The organism is Weissella sp. ESL1139, assembly GCF_058506735.1.
Genome location: NZ_CP196375.1, coordinates 535,515 through 553,940, shown reverse-complemented (window position 1 = coordinate 553,940; position 18,426 = coordinate 535,515). Strand labels below are relative to the sequence as shown.

Here is an 18,426-nt window from a genome sequence, read left to right as displayed (position 1 = left end):
TCTGTCTCACCTTAATTAATTGCAAAGGCAGGCGTTCCAGCATCCCAATCTTGTGGATCTTGTGATAGACGACCTAGGACGCCATCGACACTGTTCCAACCTTTATAGAATTGTTGATTGTATGGATCCAAAATTTCTGTTTTACCTTGGCTGTAACCATAACCCACAACTGCGTGACCAATACCTACGTTAACAAAAAAAATAACTGGCTTTCCTTGCTTTAGCGCATTCTTAACAGCATTTGGTGTTGATAGACTTTGTGCTGAGTGACCATATGCATGAAGCATTGTTTGCAAATCAAGACCTGAAGCACCATACGCTTCGTGGAAATGTGACACTTGATTACCAACTTGACGTGGTGTGACATTGACACCATATGATCCCTTAAGAACCATTGCTGCACTAGTTGGCACACAACCAGTTGCACCAAAAGTACCACCACTTAACCAAGTATTCGCCCAACGCTTGTCCCATTGTGAAAAGTAAGTTGGTCGATTTACACGAGTTGGCATAGGACGCTCATAGAAAGTACCGTTCGTACCAAAATTGTGCTTTTTACCAGCAATGGTTACGATTCCTTGCACTGCACGACCATCTGATCCAACGTAATATTTGTTACCCCAAGCTGTCTCCCATTGATTGTCTTGACGTACACCATTTTGGAACCAGTAATATGAGCCCATATACTTACGGAAGCCAGTATAATTTTGGCCATTTTCTAACCAGCGCCAACCAACACCGGGTACATTGATATAACCTGTCTTATGTGCAGTTGGAGAAGGCTTAGCCACTTTACCACGCAAGTAGAATGTGCCATTGTTTCCAAAGTTATAACGCTCACCACCGATAGTTACAATTCCTTGCACTGCACGACCGTTAGCACCGACATAGTACTTATTACCCCAAGCTGTTTCCCATTGGTTTTCTTGGCGTACACCATTTTGGAACCAGTAATATGAACCCATGTACTTACGGAAACCGGTATAATTCTGACCGTTTTCTAGCCAACGCCAACCAACACCAGGCACATTGATGTAACCCGTTTTATTAGCTGTTGATGATGGCTTAGCCACTTTACCACGTAAGTAGAATGTGCCATTATTACCAAAGTTATAACGTTCACCATCAATTGTCACGATACCTTGTACGGCACGGCCATCTGCACCAACGTAATATTTATTACCCCAGGCTGTCTCCCATTGGTTTTCTTGGCGCACACCATTTTGGAACCAATAATACGTTCCCATGTACTTACGGAAACCGGTATAATTTTGCCCCTTTTCTAACCAGCGCCAACCAACACCGGGTACGTTGATATAACCAGTCTTATTACTAACATTAGCACGTGGTGTCACATTACGCGTTAAACTATTCTGTGTGTCTTCACTACTTTCTGAAGGTGCAACCACACTACTAGTTTCCGCACTAACTACAGAACTTGAACTAGCTGCTGGTGTACTTGGCGTAACGTCACTGCTTTGAATATTTGCCGTTGTTTCATCAGCAGATTCACTTTGCGTCATAACAGCGCTGTTAGCTGTGCTTTGTGTATCATCAGCATTAACTGTTTGTGTTGTTAGTGCTGATCCGGCAAACAAGCCAAGCCCTAAGACCAATGCACTATTTATAATACGATTCCCCTTCATGATTTACTTACCCCAATTCTATTAATACCTTAAATATAACATAATCATGTCCAAAATATGGTTCAAAAATTGTTATAATAGAAAAAATTAATTCAAATAAAAAGCAAGCAAGGAAATCTTTAATTCCTTACTTGCTTTGCTGACTGAATTTCACTCAGCCGACTTTTATTAATCTAAGTGCGTCAAAATATTCTTTAACGAAGCTGCAGCTTCATCCCCATCATGTGGATTATACTTTTCGCTAATGTCAACCAAAACTTGATAATCATAATCATCACGTTGCAACAGTTGCATTAACTCAACTTCCGAATACGCAACTGGCAAGTGCAAATCTTGCTCAGCATCTAAATACATGCCACGACGAACACGATATTCATTCACATCTGGTTGAAATAGATAAACTTTTTTACCATAAACTGAAAAATCAAAGAACACACTCGAAAAGTCGGTAATCAATGTGTCAGCAATCATAAACAGTTTATATAATGAATAATTTTGCGCTGTAATAATTTGTCCTGGCGCAGCATCTTCTGTAAAGTAGTGACCACGATAAATTACAGTATATCTTTTAGACAGCTTAGCTAATGTAGCTGCCGTCAAACTTGTTTGTTCTTTCGGTTCATACCCTCTAAACGTTGGCAAGTACAGCAATACGGGTTTATCTGACTCAATACCTAACTGATATTTAATCCGTTCTGGTGTAATGTTGCGCTCATACCGTTTCACAATGTTTTTGCGCAGTTGCCCAGACCGCACAAACCGTTTCGTTCGTGGAAAAACTTCTTTAAATTTCTCTAGGTCATAATCGCTATACGTAAACATAAAATCAAACTGAACGTGGTCATACCAATATTGAACTAATTTTGACAAGCCAACTTCAGAATGTCCTAACGATTTAAGCGGAATGCCGTGCCAAAACTGAATGTACACATGTCGCTTATGTTCAAAAGGAATTAACCGATCAATACTCGAGTTGGCAATCCAATACTTTGACTTTAATAAATGATAGAAAAATGTCGGTGAATTGGATGACACTTTTCGACCAAGTTCTGGTTGCTTATATATTTTAGGCTTGTTAAATGCCCACACTAATTCATAATCCGCAAATTCTGGATCCGTGCGCAACATATTATATGCCTCTTTTGGTGTATCTGAATATTGTCGTCCACTATATGAAATGAATAATATCTGCTTTTCATTTGGTCTAATAAATAATTGTAAAAATTTAACAAGTACCAACGTGCCCATGAGATAGCTCATTCCAAAGAACGACGAATTTTTAATTCGATTCTTTATTTTTTGTGCTCGACCCATTTTATTACCATATACCCTTGAAGTTTAATGGTTTTATTATAGCAAAAATATGTGTTTTTATGTCGTAATTTGACAACTTGTTACTTAACACCTTGCATTATTTCTGCACCACGATTAATAATTAGATAACTATGCCCTTGTTCATCCCAAACCTGTGATTCAAATTCACGTGTATTGTAACTCTTAGTATATACAGCGCTACTAATATCTTCATTTTTTAAAGTACCATTCGCCCATTTAGCTGCTGGTATACCATAATAGGCACCATCGGTTAGATACGCTAGTTGTTGATTCTGATTATTAATCGACAAAAATTGACCAAAATAGCCTGGCTTTTGCCGTACAACAGTATTTGATACTTTCATTTGTAGCTTACCATTCACCATATGACCGTGATACATCATTAAATCACCAGCATGAACATTTTTAGCTTTCAAATTCTGCTTTGTTTTATCAGAAATCATCCCCACAATCCCAATGTTCCCAACCTTATCGATACTCAAATTTTGCTCACCATGAAATGATTGCTGTGTTTGCTTATCTTTAAAAACAAATTTATACCGATTGCTTGGATACAATGTTTGCAAATCAACCTGCATAAGCCTTTGTTGACGAGAATGCTTCTTTAATGACACAAACCACAATTTATTATCTTGTGCATTAAATGAAACCGCCTGTCCATGACCCATTTTGAATTCCGGTCCAACAGTAATTGTCTGCAATAACCGTTCATCAGCAGTCGTTGCAATATGATGATCATTCACTTTCTTTTCTAATTGGCGTAAATCATCACCACCATTTTGCCAAATGTCCAATGCCTTAAGCTGTTCAATATCATAACGCACAATCCGACCACGATTTTTATGTTGTTGCGATTCATACATGACATACAAGTAACGGCCATTAAGCGCACTTCCTTGTGGCAACTGCCAGTTAACGAGCTTTGTCGATATTGTTGGTAATAATAAGGCCGTTTGATACTGTTTCACCTCATTGTTTACTGAACGATCATTCTCTTTAAAGGTTGTCACATTGCGGTGACTCTTAATATAGTTTGGCTTTTTTAAATAAGACAAACCTGTATCTGGTGCTGACGTCACCCGATATTTCTTGATAGCTGACCGACTATTTTGAAAGACGTTCCCCCAATTAGTCGTTTGTATTTTTGTTTTCGGTTTATTTAAAACACGCCAATTGGACAGCTTAATACTTGTCGCGCCCACCACAATCTGACCAGTTTGACTTTGCAATTGCATGGTTAACTGATCACGTGATTGAATATGTCGTTTTAATTCTGCAGAAAATGAACGATTTAACTGAATAGTCTTCTTTAATAAAGTTTCACGATTATTTTTGATTACTAATTGATAGGGCCTCATATCATTTGAATTTGGTGCAATTATCTTACCAGAGATTGTGTCATCACCTTGCTTTAACTGCACATCCTGTTTTAAATCAACATGCATTTGATTATCACGATCTTGGGCATGAATGGCGGTTACCAAGAAAAACTGGCTCATAAAAATTATAATCAACACTAACCAACTTCTTTTTATTAATGTCATTGGTAACCTCCTCACTTTATTTAATAAAAAAATTATGGACTTCATTTTAGCATGGCATCCATAATTTCGTGTATTATTTAACTTTCTACATATCTTTACTGATTTTACGCTTAAGTACTTTACGTGCCACTTTAAAAGGTTCATTATCAACACTATCAAGTGGCATAATCGTTACAACAGTCGGTGTCACACCACACACCAAATAATTCATATAAGTTGGCAATACTTTACCATTAGATAAAGTAATTGTTTCATTAACCGTAAAAATATCAAGCAACATTAATCTTTTGGATTGTTGATGATTAATAAAATGCCGACTGATAAAACTAACTAGCCAGACGGTCACGGCAAAATTCGCTGATTGTTGTAATTGTGATGATTCTTTGATAACGATACGTCGATTGCTTTTCTTCATTAAAAGCCTTCCCCTTTTAGCTCTAGTAAAAATTTCTATCAAAATGGTTTAATTTATAATACGTTCCATATATAAAATTCACGGAACAGCTAAAATATTAAACTATATATAATTAATATACCATAAATGAACACTATCATGCATAACAAAAAGGATAAGAATTTATATTTCTTACCCTTTCATCATCAAATGCATTATTGGATGACTGTTGCATACTCAACAATCATAGCTTGTAAGTTAGCATCACTTAATGTTTGCGCATAAGTAGCTAATTTCATTGATGTGATATCTTGATTATCAATTTTCTTTAAAATTTCACGTTTCTCTTCATAAGGAATCTCAGCCCCTTGCAATTGATTAATTAATTGTTGACGGGCACGTTGCTTTTGTTGGTGATCATCTTGCACTTGACCAGTCACTTCACCATCACCATTCACATCAAATGTTTGTTGACCATCAAGTGTGAAGGCATGCAACTTGAAACGATACATCCTATCTACTGGTACAATACCATCTGGATCATCAATCACTGTCTTAAAATGACCATCACTAATGGTAATTATTGTCTTAGCGATTGCATGACCGACATGTTCATACATCGTATACGTATTAGCAGCATTTCCGTAGACTTGGACATCAACCACCTCAGGCAATACGGTAATATCTTGCATTGGATCAGCAACCATTGGCACGATGGCTCCTAATTTGGCCAATACCGGAATGTTGGCCAATGTACGTGAAAGCTTAACTGTGGTTGCGCCCGTCTTATACTGACCCTCTAAAATCGTACTTGAAACAATCGGTTGGTCTTCATCTGCATCACCTTGATAAACAACATCACTAAAGATGTCCATCCATTGACCTGCTGGCAACCAAACTTCAACTGTTCCAGTGTTGGTTGTTTGATCTTGTGGTGTCGTAATCGGTGCAACCATTAACTGACTACCAAAGAAATATTGATTCTTATATAGATAGCTTTCTTCATTATCTGGGTATTGATAATACATTGGTTCAACCAAAGCTTTACTCTGCAAATTAGTTAAAATATTGGCACTATCCAAATAAGGGACTAATTGATTACGCAAGCGCAAATAATTGTCCATATATTGGCGGACATCTGCTCGGAACTTCCAAGGTTCCTTACCAGAAAATGGATTATCTGAACTGTGTAGACGATTAATCGGACTAAAGACACCATATTGGACCCAACGCAACGCCAATTCAGGATCAAAACTACCCTTCATATGACCACCAATATCATGACTCCACCATGTATAACCAATATTTGTTGCCATACTAGTAAAGTAAGGCTGGAAATTCAACGATGCCCATGTAATAAACGTATCACCCGAAAAACCAATTGGATAACGATGTGAACCAGGACCGGCATAACGTGACAAAATCAAGCCTTCACCATCATGTGACTTGGCATTATCTAGATAATGATAATGATTCAAATTCCATAATGGTTCAACCTTCTCCTTGTTACGACTGGTACCTTGTTGCCAATCCATCCACCAGAAATCAATTCCTTGCTTTTCTAATGGATGATGGACATCTTCAAAATATGCTTCCCTAAATTTTCGATTGTCTAAATCAAATGGTGCGGGTTCTTCATGCTCTACATCCAACCCTAATCGCTTAGCAACTGCTGGATAACTGTCCTCAAAGGCACGAATACCACCAGCCGGATGGGTATTAACTGTCACATGACGATGTTGCCTTTTTAACTCAGTCAAAAAAGCAACTGGGTCAGGGAACAAGTTCCTATCCCATGAATAACCAGTCCATGTACTACCGAAGCGTGCAGGTACATCCGTTGTACGGTGCCAATCCATATCAATGACCGACACACTAATTGGCACGCGTTCTTGATCAAAATCGGCCATTAACTGTAAGTATTCATCTTGCGTGTACTTATAATAACGACTCCACCAATTTCCTAATGCAAATCTTGGCAAAATGGGTGTCTGACCACTTAACTTATAAAAATCAGTCAACGCTTCTTGATATTGACGACCATACGCGAAAAAGTACCCATCCACTTCTTCAGGTACGCGCGGTGTAAATTCATTATCAGCAATCGCAAATGAATCCGTATCATCTAAATAAGCATAGCCATTACGACTCATAATCCCATTATCAACTGGAATTTCACCATCAGCAAGATCAAGCGTTGCATACGTACCGCCTAAATTACCATTATCCGCTTCACCAAAATACCAACGACTATCATGCAACGTATATTGATATTTCGCATCAATCCATAAGTTACTTGCCGCAAATTCACCACCATCATAATAAAGATGATAATACTTCGTTTCGATTTCTAGTAAATGGCCATCATTGTTTTCTTTTGTTGTGTATTCAACTGGACCAAATTCACGATTCTGCACTAGTTGGGTTGCTTGGTCTTCAAATTCACCGTTTTGTGCATATTCCAAACGGATTAACCGATCCGTTAACAACGTAAATCGATAATTTTCACCTTGAATAATATTACTACCCATGAAAATAATGCCTCCTATTTTGTCTGATATATTGTCTATTAATTCCCCACAAAAATAATTGTAAACGTTTACACAAAGAAACACAAACCACCCGCATGTTAAGGATTTATATAATCTCGTCAGCAAATATTACAAAACTGTTTTTATATGTTACATTAGGTGTGTTATGAGACTATTATGAACATATTTATTCAAACCTAGGAGGGATTACATCTTATGTATGAGCAGAATCGTTTTGATCCGTTTTCATTTATTATTGGTATCTTAACTATTATCGTCGGTGTACTAGCACTTCGTAATCCAATCTTTTCATTAGCAACAATTGTGAGCTTCATGGCAATTTCTGCCATCATTGAGGGGATTTTCAAAATATTTGAATTACGTAATGTTGCCCGAAGTTTAAACTTCAATAGTACTTGGTGGACAGTTAGTGGTGTTATCGACATTTTGTTTGGAATCCTAATTTTCTTCATACCAAGTGTTGGCAGCACAATCATTTGGATTTCAATTGCCGCTTGGTTCATCATTGATTCATTGTTTGAGCTTTGGTTAACCCGTTTCTTGCGCAACAACCGCAAGTCATACCATTGGCTAGCACTTATAATCGCTGTCATTGGTCTTGTCTTAGGAATCATCCTATTATTCAAGCCGGCCTATGCCGTATCAGTTGCCATTTCATTATTAGGCCTTTATCTAATTCTATTTGGTATTAACCAAATTGTTCGTTCGTTCTAGTATGAACTTAAAAACGACCATACCCCAGTAACGGGATATGGTCGTTATTTTTATGCTTAGTTATTTATTTAATCCTAGCAAAGCTGCGGTCTTGTCCCACAATTCTTTTTGTAAGAGTGAGTCATTAACCTGTGGATTAACTTTATGAGTTAAATGTTTCTTACTATAATATTCACCTGATTGCCAAGTAACATCTGGCGTTCCTTCAATAAAGAAGCGCAACGTCTTACCACCAGCATTCGCATCTGGTAAAACCATTTTCCCTATGGCTGATTGATAAATTTGGCGCCAATTACGCTGACCATTTGAAAAGTTTGTCCGAATAATACCTGGATGGAAAGCAACTGAGGCAATGCCCTGATCATGATAACGCCTATTTAATTCTTTCGTGAATAATAAATCGGCTAATTTCGAGTCACCATATGCTTTACTAGCATTGTATTTACCATCGTTATTGTTTAAGTTATCCAAATCAATGTGTCCATACAACTTATGCGCAATACTTGACGTATTAATGACGACCGCTTGCTGTTTGTTAAATTGTGGCAACAATAAATTCGTTAGCAAAAACTGTGCTAAATAATTGATTTGAATCGTACGTTCGAAACCGTCTTCAGTTAATGCAAAGTCATCAAACAAACCACCCGCATTGTTAACTAAAATATCAATTGGTTCATCACCTAAAGTATTTTTTAACATGTCAGCTAAATGACGCACCTGCGATAACTTTGCAAAATCAGCAATAAAATACGGTGCCTGTACTTCCTTCGCAACCGCTGCGGTCTTATCACGATTACGTCCGACTAGATATAAATTAAAATTGTTATTATTAGCTAATTGCTTAGCTGCTGCAGCACCGATACCATCTGAAGCGCCGGTAATAATCACGTTTTTCTTAACCATATAAAACGATTCCCCCCTTCATTATGCTGGGTCAATAATTTGTAAAATTTGTTGAATTGCTGGATCCCAGACACCCCACTCATGGCCACCAGGTACTTCCAAAAATTCGTGGGTAAGTCCTTGTTGCTTAATTTGTTGGTCTAGCGTCTGATTCATGGCATAGAATGGATCATCTACTCCGCACAGTTGCCAAATTGCCGGTGCATCCGTGGTTTGTTGCGAAATTAAATAGGCAATATCATTATCTGATTCAATTACCTGTTCAGGTGACCCAAATAAACTACGATACCAACCATCACGTTCTGGCTTATTTTGCCAACTTTTCACGATGTCAGGCATCGCTGATAGGGCAAAAATTTGCTTAAACTGATTTGGATGCGTTAAACCAACTTTTAAAGCACCAAAACCACCCATCGATACACCAGCAACATAACATTTATCTGGATCAGTTGGCAAATTAAACCACTGTCGACAACGTTCTAACACTTCATCCGCAATGTAATCAAAGTACTGACTACTACCTGCTATGTTTGTGTAATAACTAAGATCAGCTCGTGGCATAATAATGGCGATGTGCTTCTTCATAGCATATCCTGCTAATCTAGTCTGGGTTAACCATGAATTTTCATCATTAGTTAAACCATGTAATAATAGCAATATTTTTTCATTGCCATCCGGAAATTCTGGTAATATAACATTGATTTGGGTATTCATTTTTAGTTTTTTAGAAAAAAATTCGATGTGATTAATTGCCATAACTAATCCTCCCTTTGTGTTATTTTAGCATATTAAGGTTTAATGATTCTTAGTAGTAGGAATTTATCAACCAATATAAAAAATTCTATTATCAGTATTTTTGTGATAATAGAATCCAAAAGAATTTTTGTTAAATTCATAGTTATTTCGAATTACTTGATCTGACATACGTCTAAAGCACTCCCCCCCTTTAAGTACCGAGTGCCAAATTATGTTCGAACCAATTAATCTGACATACATATAAAGCGATAGCGACTTCATACCACCGCCACCTCACCTTTTACTTCAAATAACGATAAACCTTCGCCTCATATGGACGCAACAAATTACCAGTATCATCTACATAATTACCAACAATCTTATTAGCATTATCAGGCACTACCAAATCACGAGTCACTTCATGATCCGTGAAGTTAGCCACAACTAACAACTCTTCATCTTCAGCAGTGCGCTTGTACATATACACTTCTTCATCATCCGGTGCCAATAATTCATAATGACCGGTGGTAATAATTGACAATTCATGGCGTAACTTAATCAAATCTTGATAATAATAGAAAATCGAATTTTTATCCGCTAAAGCTTGATCCACATTAATTTCTGAGTAATTCTCGTTTACTTTCAACCAAGGTGTACCAGTCGTAAAACCAGCAGCTACACTATCATCCCACTGCATAGGTGTCCGTGCATTATCACGAGATGAATGATAAACATACTTCATCATTTGCTCAGGTGAAACACGATGTTGATCAACTACTAAATCTTGGTATGCATTCAATGTATCAATATCTTGGTAATCATTAATATCATCATATTTGATATTCGTCATGCCAATTTCTTCACCTTGATAAATATACGGCGTTCCCTGCATAAAATGTAATACTGTTCCTAGCATTTTTGCAGACAATTCACGATATGCTGGTCGGTCATCACCAAAGCGTGACACGACACGTGGTCGATCATGGTTATTCCAATACAAGCTATTCCAAGCTTTGCCATCTAACTCACGTTGCCACTTTGATAACACGCGTTTCAAATCAACTAATGCGAAACGTTCGTTACTCCATTTACCCAGGCCTTCTTTACTATCATCAATAACAGTATGCTCAAACTGGAAGACCATTTGTAACTCATGGGCGTCAAAACCGGTATACTTAATGGCATCTGCCGGTGTGACCCCTGGCGTTTCACCAACTGTAATAATATCTGACTTTGATAATACCTGCTCATTCATCTCACGCAAAAATTCATGCACGCGAGGACCATTGGCGACCATTTCCATCGATGAACTATGCTGTCCAGCAACAACATTCGGGTCATCTGGGAACCGCATATCTTTGGAAATTAAATTGATGACATCCATCCGGAAACCATCAACGCCTTGAGACAACCACCAGTTCATCATGTCATAAATGGCTTGCCGCAACTTGGGATTCTCCCAGTTTAAATCTGGTTGCTTCTTAGAAAAAATGTGCAAATAATATTGACCGGTTTGTTTATCAAACTCCCAAGCTGGGCCACCAAAATCGGATGCCCAATTATTAGGTTCATGACCATCAACTGGATCACGCCAAATATAAAAATCACGATATGGATTATCTTTTGATAGTCGACTTTGCTTAAACCAAGCATGCTCATCAGAAGTATGATTAACCACCAAATCCATCATAATCTTTAACCCTAATTCATGCGCTTTTTTGAACAATTCCTGCATATCGTCCATCGTACCAAACGCTGGTTGAATAGCTTGGTAATCACTAATATCATAGCCATTATCCGCATTTGGTGATTGATAAACAGGGCTCAACCAAATCACATCAATCCCTAACTTCTTTAAATAAGGTAGTCGCTTAATAATACCAGGAATATCCCCCATACCGTCCCCATCGGTATCTTGAAAACTACGTGGATACACTTGATAAACAACTGCTTGTTGCCACCATTCACTTGTCATAATATTTCCCCCTATATTAATGTTTCACATACCTTAATCATATCATGTCTCACATAGTCAATTCCGTCAGAGCACAAAAAAAGCTGACCAGAAATAATTTCTAATCAGCTAGATTTTTATTATTTATTAAACAGCGTATGATTCATCAATCACAACAACTGGCTTAACTGTAACACCCTTCTTTGAATCCTCAAAGGCTTGGTTAATATCACTGAATGAGTATAGCTTACTAATTTCATCAATCTTAAATTGACCCTTGTTGTAGAATTCAACCAACTTTGGAATCAATTCTTGTGGAATAGCATCTCCTTCAATAACACCCTTGATCGTACGTGAGAATGTTACAACATCGTTTGTGAAGTCAACTTCAACCGGCTTCTTACCAACAGCAACCGTTGCCAACTCACCCTTGATTGCCAAGCTCTTAATAGCACTATTAATAACAGCAGGTACACCTGTTGTATCAAGTGCATATTGGGCACCCTGACCACCAGTAATTGACATAATTTCTTCAACTGGATCTACTTCAGCACTGTTGATTGTTTCAGTAGCACCTAAACTCTTAGCAATCTCCAAACGTTCAGGGTTGATATCAACTGCGATAATGTGCGTAGCGTTAGAAATAACACCAGCCATCATACCAGCTAATCCAACAGCACCAGTACCAAAGACAACCAATGATGAACCTGGTTCTGGGCTCAAGGCGTTCAAAACAGTACCACTACCAGTCATGAAACCACAACCCAAAGGTCCAAGTAGACGTAGGTCCATGTTGTCATCAACCTTAACTAAGTTACTTTCTTGCACAACAGAATATGTTGAGAATGATGATTGACCAAAGAATACACTGGCATCTTGACCATCTTCAGTGTGAATACGGTGTGAACCATCACGCATGGCACCACCCATGTTCAATTCATTGAAACGCTCACAAGCACCTGGCATACCAGCACGACAGAATTGACACTCACCACATGAAGCGAAACCAACAACAACGTGGTCACCCTTCTTAAAGTTTGTAACACCTTCACCAACGCTCTCAACAATTCCTGATCCTTCATGACCTAGAATTGCTGGGAATGGCATTGGAATTGTACCATCTTTAACTGTTGCATCAGTATGGCAAATACCTGAAGCAACCATCTTCACCAAAACTTCACCAGCTTGTGGATCATCCAAAATCATATCTGTTAACTTGAAATCTTCATCTACACCATTAATAACCGCTGACTTAATTTTCATGATTCATATCTCCATTAAATTTTATTATTTCCATAATGTTCTATTATGGCTCAATTAATATTTTAGTTCTTATGTTCAGGAATGTAAACGCTTTATCGTCCCAGATGTAGCACTCTAAAAACGCTGCTTTGTATCTTTAAAATACCATTGAATATAGTGGATATGATTTATCTATTTATTTAGCGGACTAAAATTGGTGGATATGATTTTTTATTCAAATCAATATTTTTTTATTAATTTTGCGTTGTCGTACGTATAAAAATAAAAAAGAGCAAAACGGCTTTATTCGCTGTTTTACTCTTTTTAAAGTCATCATTTATGTTAGAGAAGTGATTATCTCTTCTTTATGTGAGTATGGCAAAATCTCAATATTTTTTGATTCTGCAACTTTGTATGCTTTGCTAGATATTTTATACTCATAATCATCAGCAATAATTTTACTTTGTGAAGGTCTACCAAGTATTTCTAATTGCCTTTGTTCTTGAATATCTTTAAAAATAAAGGCACAATTTGTTATCTCATTAAATGTCAAATGATTATAAAATTGTACAAAAATTTCCGGCTTGTCCTCATGTGCTGGAATGGTGTAATCAATTTTGTAATCAAGTCCTGAAATTCCCGTGAATTTAGCACCACTTGTTCCAAAAATATTATTTTCATTTAAAAATGTACTTACTTCCTCTGAAAATAAATTAATAATGTTGTTCTTACGAGTTATCATCAAATCATTCACTCGCAAAATTGTTTGCAATAAAATATGTTTCTTTGCAGCAAATTGTGAATTATTACCTTTAATAGTCAGTTCATCCTCAGTCAATGTTACACCGGAACCAATCAATATCCGATTCAACATTTCCATTCTAGTTGCTGTTAAATCAATACCATTTAAAGATAAGTCGTTTAAAGTTTCGCCATCATCACTTAATAAAAATTCCGTGTCATTAACTTTATCTACATAAATATTAATATTATCATTGATAGCATTCATAAAAGGGGTAATAATTTGATTTGAAGTATCAAGATGTTTAATTTTATAATTATTTTTTAGCCAATTTATATAATCACTTAAAAACAGCTCTGTCGAGTTATCCATGTTAACCTCCTCCCTATGTTAAATTTTCAGAAATATTAACATTCGAATGTATAACATTATTAAAATCGCTAATTTTATCACTAACAATTAATTTAGATAACTTTTATAATTTATCAAACAACTGATCCAGTAAACTATTCATAAGAAACACCTCAATTTTTTCTTTATTATACGTCTGTACAATTTTTAAAGCTATAAAAATCATGTTTTCTCTTAGCTAGTAATTTAATTATCACAAAATTGTTAACTACAATTTCCTTCATGCTTATATAGCCAACAAATAGTGCTTTGACTAATCATTTTGGTGTCTCTAAAGCCACATACTTTCCTTTATCATAACGTTTTCTTGTCCTTGAATGTTCAAAGATTGTGCCGTTTTCTAAATAAACAGTCTGTTCAATTTGCATCACTGGTGTTGTGGTATCGCAATCAATATATTCCATATCATATTCATCCGGCTTTTCAGCACTAATCATACGATAAGCAGTACCAATTTTTTTATTAAGATCATTGCGAATATATGAATAAACACTCTTATGCAATACTTCTTCACTAATACCCGGAATGATGCTGACTGGCATGATAGTATATTCAATTGATATCGCATCACCATCTAACAATCGCACTCGAATAATATCATAAATTGGTTCTGATTTACTGATTTTTAATTGTAATTGCTGTTCCTCATTAGGAAAAACAACATTAAATTTAATAATCTTACTTTTCAAAGTTTTCTTATCACCAACGGCGGAACTAGCACCTTCGTAAAGATCACTTCGTACATCCCATTGTGCAACAGCTTGCGCATTGTTCTTGACATAAGTTCCTGATCCTTGAACACTGTAAGTTAAATTTTCCGCATCTAATACATCAAGTGCCTTTCTAATTGTGACCCGGCTCGTATGAAATTCATTGGCTAATACTTCTTGGTTTGGTAGTTCTTCACCTTCTTTATATTCGTTATTCCTGATCATGTCACTTAACCGTGTTGCAATTTCAATATATTTTTTCATTTAATTATTCACCATGTTTAGAATTTTATATACATATTTGATTACTTACTATTATACACTTAAAAACTCACCTATACTTCTTTAAAAATAATCATATACATGTAAAACATTTGTGTTTACAAATTTATGAAAGCGCTGTATATTTGCCGTATGGAGGGTTATATTATGAAATTAAATAGTGATTTTCTTTGGGGAAACTCTGTTTCAAGTATGCAAACTGAGGGCGCATGGAATGAAGACGGTAAAGGGAAATCCGTTTATGATATCCGTGAAGCAACTGAAACAAGTTCTGATTGGCATGTAGCTATCGATGAGTATCACCGATATGCTGAAGACATTGAATTAATGAAGCAAATGGGCATGAATTGCTATCGTTTCCAGATTTCTTGGAGTCGTGTGCAACCTGATGGTGAAGGTGAATTTAATCAAGCGGGAATTGATTTTTATTCAAACTTAATCGACCAACTATTAGCAGCTGGTATTAAACCAATGGTTGCCCTTTATCATTTTGATATGCCTTTAAATTTAGCTCAAAAATATAATGGTTTTGTTAGCAAAGAAGTTGTTAATGCTTTTGTTAAATATGGTAAAAGAATGGTTGACGAATTTGGAGACCGTGTTGAATATTGGTTGACTTTTAACGAGCAAAATCTGTATATACTACCAGAAGCTTATACACTTAGCGGTTACTTATCTGGTGATAAAACTGAGCATGAATTGTTCCAAATATTCCATAATATTGCATTAGCACATACTAGTGTGGCGAATTACATCCATAGTAAAAATGACGAACATCTAAAAATTGGTGGTATGGTTGCTTACTCTGAAGCATATCCTGCTTCACCAAATCCAAAAGATATCGCATTAACACGTGAATTTAATGAATTCGTTAATAACAATGTTCTTCGTTTGTTCACTGAGGGTAAGTATTCTGACGAAGTTAAAGCATATATGATAAATCATGATATGAGCGACATTCTTAATGCAAATGACTTAGCAGTATTGGCACAAACAAAATCTGATTACTTAGCTTTCAGTTATTATGCAACTTCAACACTTGATAGCAGTCTTTTTAATGATAGTACAACCACCCCTAGCTATTATTTATCTAAGGGAGAAAAAAAGAATCCTTACCTTTCAAGTAACGAATGGGGCTGGCAAATTGATGCAACTGGTTTTGAAACCGTCATTATGAATTTAAACAACCAATATCACTTGCCAATTTTCCCAATTGAAAATGGTATTGGAGTAAAAGAAGAATGGGATGGTGAATCACCTATTAATGATGATTATCGTATCTCATATCACCGTGATCACATACAAGCGCTTAAAAAGGCAGTAGCTCATGGTGCTGACGTTATTGGTTATTTAGGTTGGGGCCTAATTGATATTCCAAGTTCACAAGGTGATATGCGTAAACGATATGGGGTCGTTTACATCAACCGTACTAATCATGATTTAAAAGATTTACGACGTGTACCTAAAAAATCTTTCTATTGGTTGCAAAAAGTTATCAAGTCTAATGGGGAGGACTTGTCATGAGTGAGAATAAATTTAGTAGCTTTATGAACGACAAAATCATTCCACCTATTATGAAATTTGTCGGCACAAAGCCAATCAACGCTTTACGCGATGGAATGGTTTATGTATTACCATTCGTCATCATTGGATCTATTTTTTCGATTTTATCAAATATTCCAATTCCGGCACTAGCTGATTTCTTTGAGAAAACGGGCTGGTCAACCTTCTTTAATCAAGCATATAATTCTACTTTCGGCTTAATGGCTATTTGGGCAGTCGTTGGTATTACATATGTATATGTCAAAAACGAAGGAGTTGAACCACTACCACCTGCATTAACTGCACTTTCAGTGTTTATTATGGTGCAAATTCTACAGCGAGATAATCCTGTTTCTGTTGCCCTACGTGACGGTATTGTAGGTGACACAGGTAAAGTTAAAATGTCTGCGGATGCTGTTTCAGCAAATATTGATAAATTACCTGATATGTTGCAAAATTATATTTCATCACCAATCACTGGTGTTATCGACTTAGCATGGTTAGGTGGCCAAGGAATGATTGCTGCAATTATTATCAGTCTGTTAGTCGGTTGGGCATACTCAAAGATGATCAAAAAAGGTTGGAAAATTACGCTACCCGCACAAGTACCAGCAAATGTTGCTAGCCAATTTACAGCTATGATTCCAGCTGGTGTCATCATTATTGTGGCAATGCTAGTTTATGCAGCAACAACCACCTTCTTTGATTCTGGTTTCTTAGAGATTATCTACAATTCTCTTCAAACACCATTACAAGGTATATCTGATTCCCTTGGTGGTGCCCTACTTATGGGATTACTTACCCCATTATTCTGGGTATTCGGTGTCCATGGTGGTGTTATCGTTAGTGGTATTATGCAAGGTATTTTACTACCAAACACCTTTGATAATGCTGCTTTGGCTGGAGCCGGAAAACTAAGTTTAGCCAATGGTGCTCACATTGTTACCAATGAATTCTTTGGTAACTGGATTCAATTAACTGGTTCAGGTATTACCATGGGATTATTAGTCTTCATGTTATTTGCCGCAAAGTCAAAACAAATGAAGACAATCGGAAAATTAGGATTAATTCCAAGTTTGTTTAACATTAACGAACCAATTATCTTTGGTATTCCAATTGTGATGAACCCGGTATTAGCTATCCCATTCATTATCAGTCCAATGATGGCTGCTGTTGTCACTTATTTCGGCATTTATTCCGGATTAGTGCCACCAATGAATGGATTGGCTGTACCATTTACCGTACCACCTATTATCCAAGGATTCCTAATGGGTGGTTGGCGTATGGCTATCCTACAATTAGTTGTTATTGTACTATCTGTTTTCATTTACTGGCCATTTGCCAAAAAGTATGATCAGATTTTAATTAAAGAAGAAAATGAAAATTTGGATAGCGAAGAGAAAGCTGAATAAGTGATTTAAAAGTTGAGTTAAATTGAAGCCCCGTAAGTTGGAATATAATCCAAAACTTACGGGCTCAATTGCAAATAGCGTGAAAATCATGAAAATTGTCTAATTGAATTTGTGAAATTGGCTCGTAAATTTGATGTTAACTACATCGAATTTATGGGCCTTTTGCTTATTAATAAGCAATTAAAAGTATTTTGTAATACATGATGATTAAATAGTTCAAAGCGAATTCTTAAAGCGTAAGCTTTAAAACTATGAAATCCGATGTACGATTAATTTGCTTAATACGCCCATTTGAATAGTTGTTTGAA

General features: G+C 36.4%; 14 protein-coding genes. 3 read left to right on the top strand and 11 right to left on the bottom strand.

The window, feature by feature from the left end; all coding sequences use genetic code 11:
• Positions 1 to 11 precede the first annotated feature (11 nt).
• From ACSYSF_RS02565 to ACSYSF_RS02545, 5 genes are all read right to left on the bottom strand, one after another.
• Positions 12 to 1,646 (bottom strand): C39 family peptidase, encoded by a 1,635-nt coding sequence (locus tag ACSYSF_RS02565; RefSeq protein ID WP_489868163.1) that lies wholly within the window; start codon positions 1,644 to 1,646, stop codon positions 12 to 14.
• Between the two features lie 168 nt (positions 1,647 to 1,814).
• Positions 1,815 to 2,894 (bottom strand): CDP-glycerol glycerophosphotransferase family protein, encoded by a 1,080-nt coding sequence (locus ACSYSF_RS02560; protein ID WP_491737240.1) that lies wholly within the window; start codon positions 2,892 to 2,894, stop codon positions 1,815 to 1,817.
• Positions 2,895 to 3,040: 146 nt separating this feature from the next.
• Complete coding sequence (locus tag ACSYSF_RS02555; protein ID WP_489868161.1) at positions 3,041 to 4,525, bottom strand: hypothetical protein; 1,485 nt, start codon at positions 4,523 to 4,525, stop codon at positions 3,041 to 3,043.
• An 85-nt stretch (positions 4,526 to 4,610) separates the two neighbouring features.
• Complete coding sequence (locus ACSYSF_RS02550; RefSeq protein WP_489868160.1) at positions 4,611 to 4,940, bottom strand: hypothetical protein; 330 nt, start codon at positions 4,938 to 4,940, stop codon at positions 4,611 to 4,613.
• A gap of 194 nt (positions 4,941 to 5,134) precedes the next feature.
• A complete protein-coding gene (locus tag ACSYSF_RS02545; RefSeq protein ID WP_489868159.1) occupies positions 5,135 to 7,450 on the bottom strand; it encodes a glycoside hydrolase family 31 protein in 2,316 nt (771 codons plus the stop codon).
• A gap of 216 nt (positions 7,451 to 7,666) precedes the next feature.
• On the opposite strand from ACSYSF_RS02545, the gene ACSYSF_RS02540 reads away from it, so the two are divergent.
• Positions 7,667 to 8,185, top strand: coding sequence for an HdeD family acid-resistance protein (locus ACSYSF_RS02540; RefSeq protein ID WP_489868158.1), 519 nt, complete (start codon positions 7,667 to 7,669; stop codon positions 8,183 to 8,185).
• 60 nt (positions 8,186 to 8,245) lie between these two features.
• Here the strand turns inward: ACSYSF_RS02540 and ACSYSF_RS02535 are convergent, their stop codons facing one another.
• From ACSYSF_RS02535 to ACSYSF_RS02510, 6 genes are all read right to left on the bottom strand, one after another.
• On the bottom strand, positions 8,246 to 9,088 hold the full coding sequence (locus ACSYSF_RS02535) for an SDR family NAD(P)-dependent oxidoreductase (RefSeq protein WP_489868157.1): 843 nt from the start codon (positions 9,086 to 9,088) through the stop codon (positions 8,246 to 8,248).
• A gap of 21 nt (positions 9,089 to 9,109) precedes the next feature.
• Positions 9,110 to 9,844: an alpha/beta hydrolase gene (locus tag ACSYSF_RS02530; protein ID WP_489868156.1), complete on the bottom strand. Its 735-nt coding sequence runs from the start codon at positions 9,842 to 9,844 to the stop codon at positions 9,110 to 9,112.
• A gap of 280 nt (positions 9,845 to 10,124) precedes the next feature.
• Positions 10,125 to 11,798: a glycoside hydrolase family 13 protein gene (locus ACSYSF_RS02525; RefSeq protein WP_489868155.1), complete on the bottom strand. Its 1,674-nt coding sequence runs from the start codon at positions 11,796 to 11,798 to the stop codon at positions 10,125 to 10,127.
• A gap of 126 nt (positions 11,799 to 11,924) precedes the next feature.
• Positions 11,925 to 13,040 (bottom strand): NAD(P)-dependent alcohol dehydrogenase, encoded by a 1,116-nt coding sequence (locus tag ACSYSF_RS02520; protein WP_489868154.1) that lies wholly within the window; start codon positions 13,038 to 13,040, stop codon positions 11,925 to 11,927.
• Positions 13,041 to 13,356: 316 nt separating this feature from the next.
• Positions 13,357 to 14,133, bottom strand: coding sequence for a DUF1828 domain-containing protein (locus ACSYSF_RS02515; RefSeq protein WP_489868153.1), 777 nt, complete (start codon positions 14,131 to 14,133; stop codon positions 13,357 to 13,359).
• Positions 14,134 to 14,429: 296 nt separating this feature from the next.
• On the bottom strand, positions 14,430 to 15,146 hold the full coding sequence (locus tag ACSYSF_RS02510; protein ID WP_489868152.1) for a GntR family transcriptional regulator: 717 nt from the start codon (positions 15,144 to 15,146) through the stop codon (positions 14,430 to 14,432).
• 165 nt (positions 15,147 to 15,311) lie between these two features.
• Here ACSYSF_RS02510 and ACSYSF_RS02505 point away from each other — a divergent pair, with 165 nt between their 5' ends.
• A complete protein-coding gene (locus ACSYSF_RS02505; protein ID WP_489868151.1) occupies positions 15,312 to 16,688 on the top strand; it encodes a glycoside hydrolase family 1 protein in 1,377 nt (458 codons plus the stop codon).
• Positions 16,685 to 18,118, top strand: a complete 1,434-nt coding sequence (locus ACSYSF_RS02500; protein WP_489868150.1) for a PTS sugar transporter subunit IIC — start codon at positions 16,685 to 16,687, stop codon at positions 18,116 to 18,118. The genes ACSYSF_RS02505 and ACSYSF_RS02500 overlap by 4 nt, the downstream gene beginning before the upstream one ends.
• Positions 18,119 to 18,426: the final 308 nt, after the last annotated feature.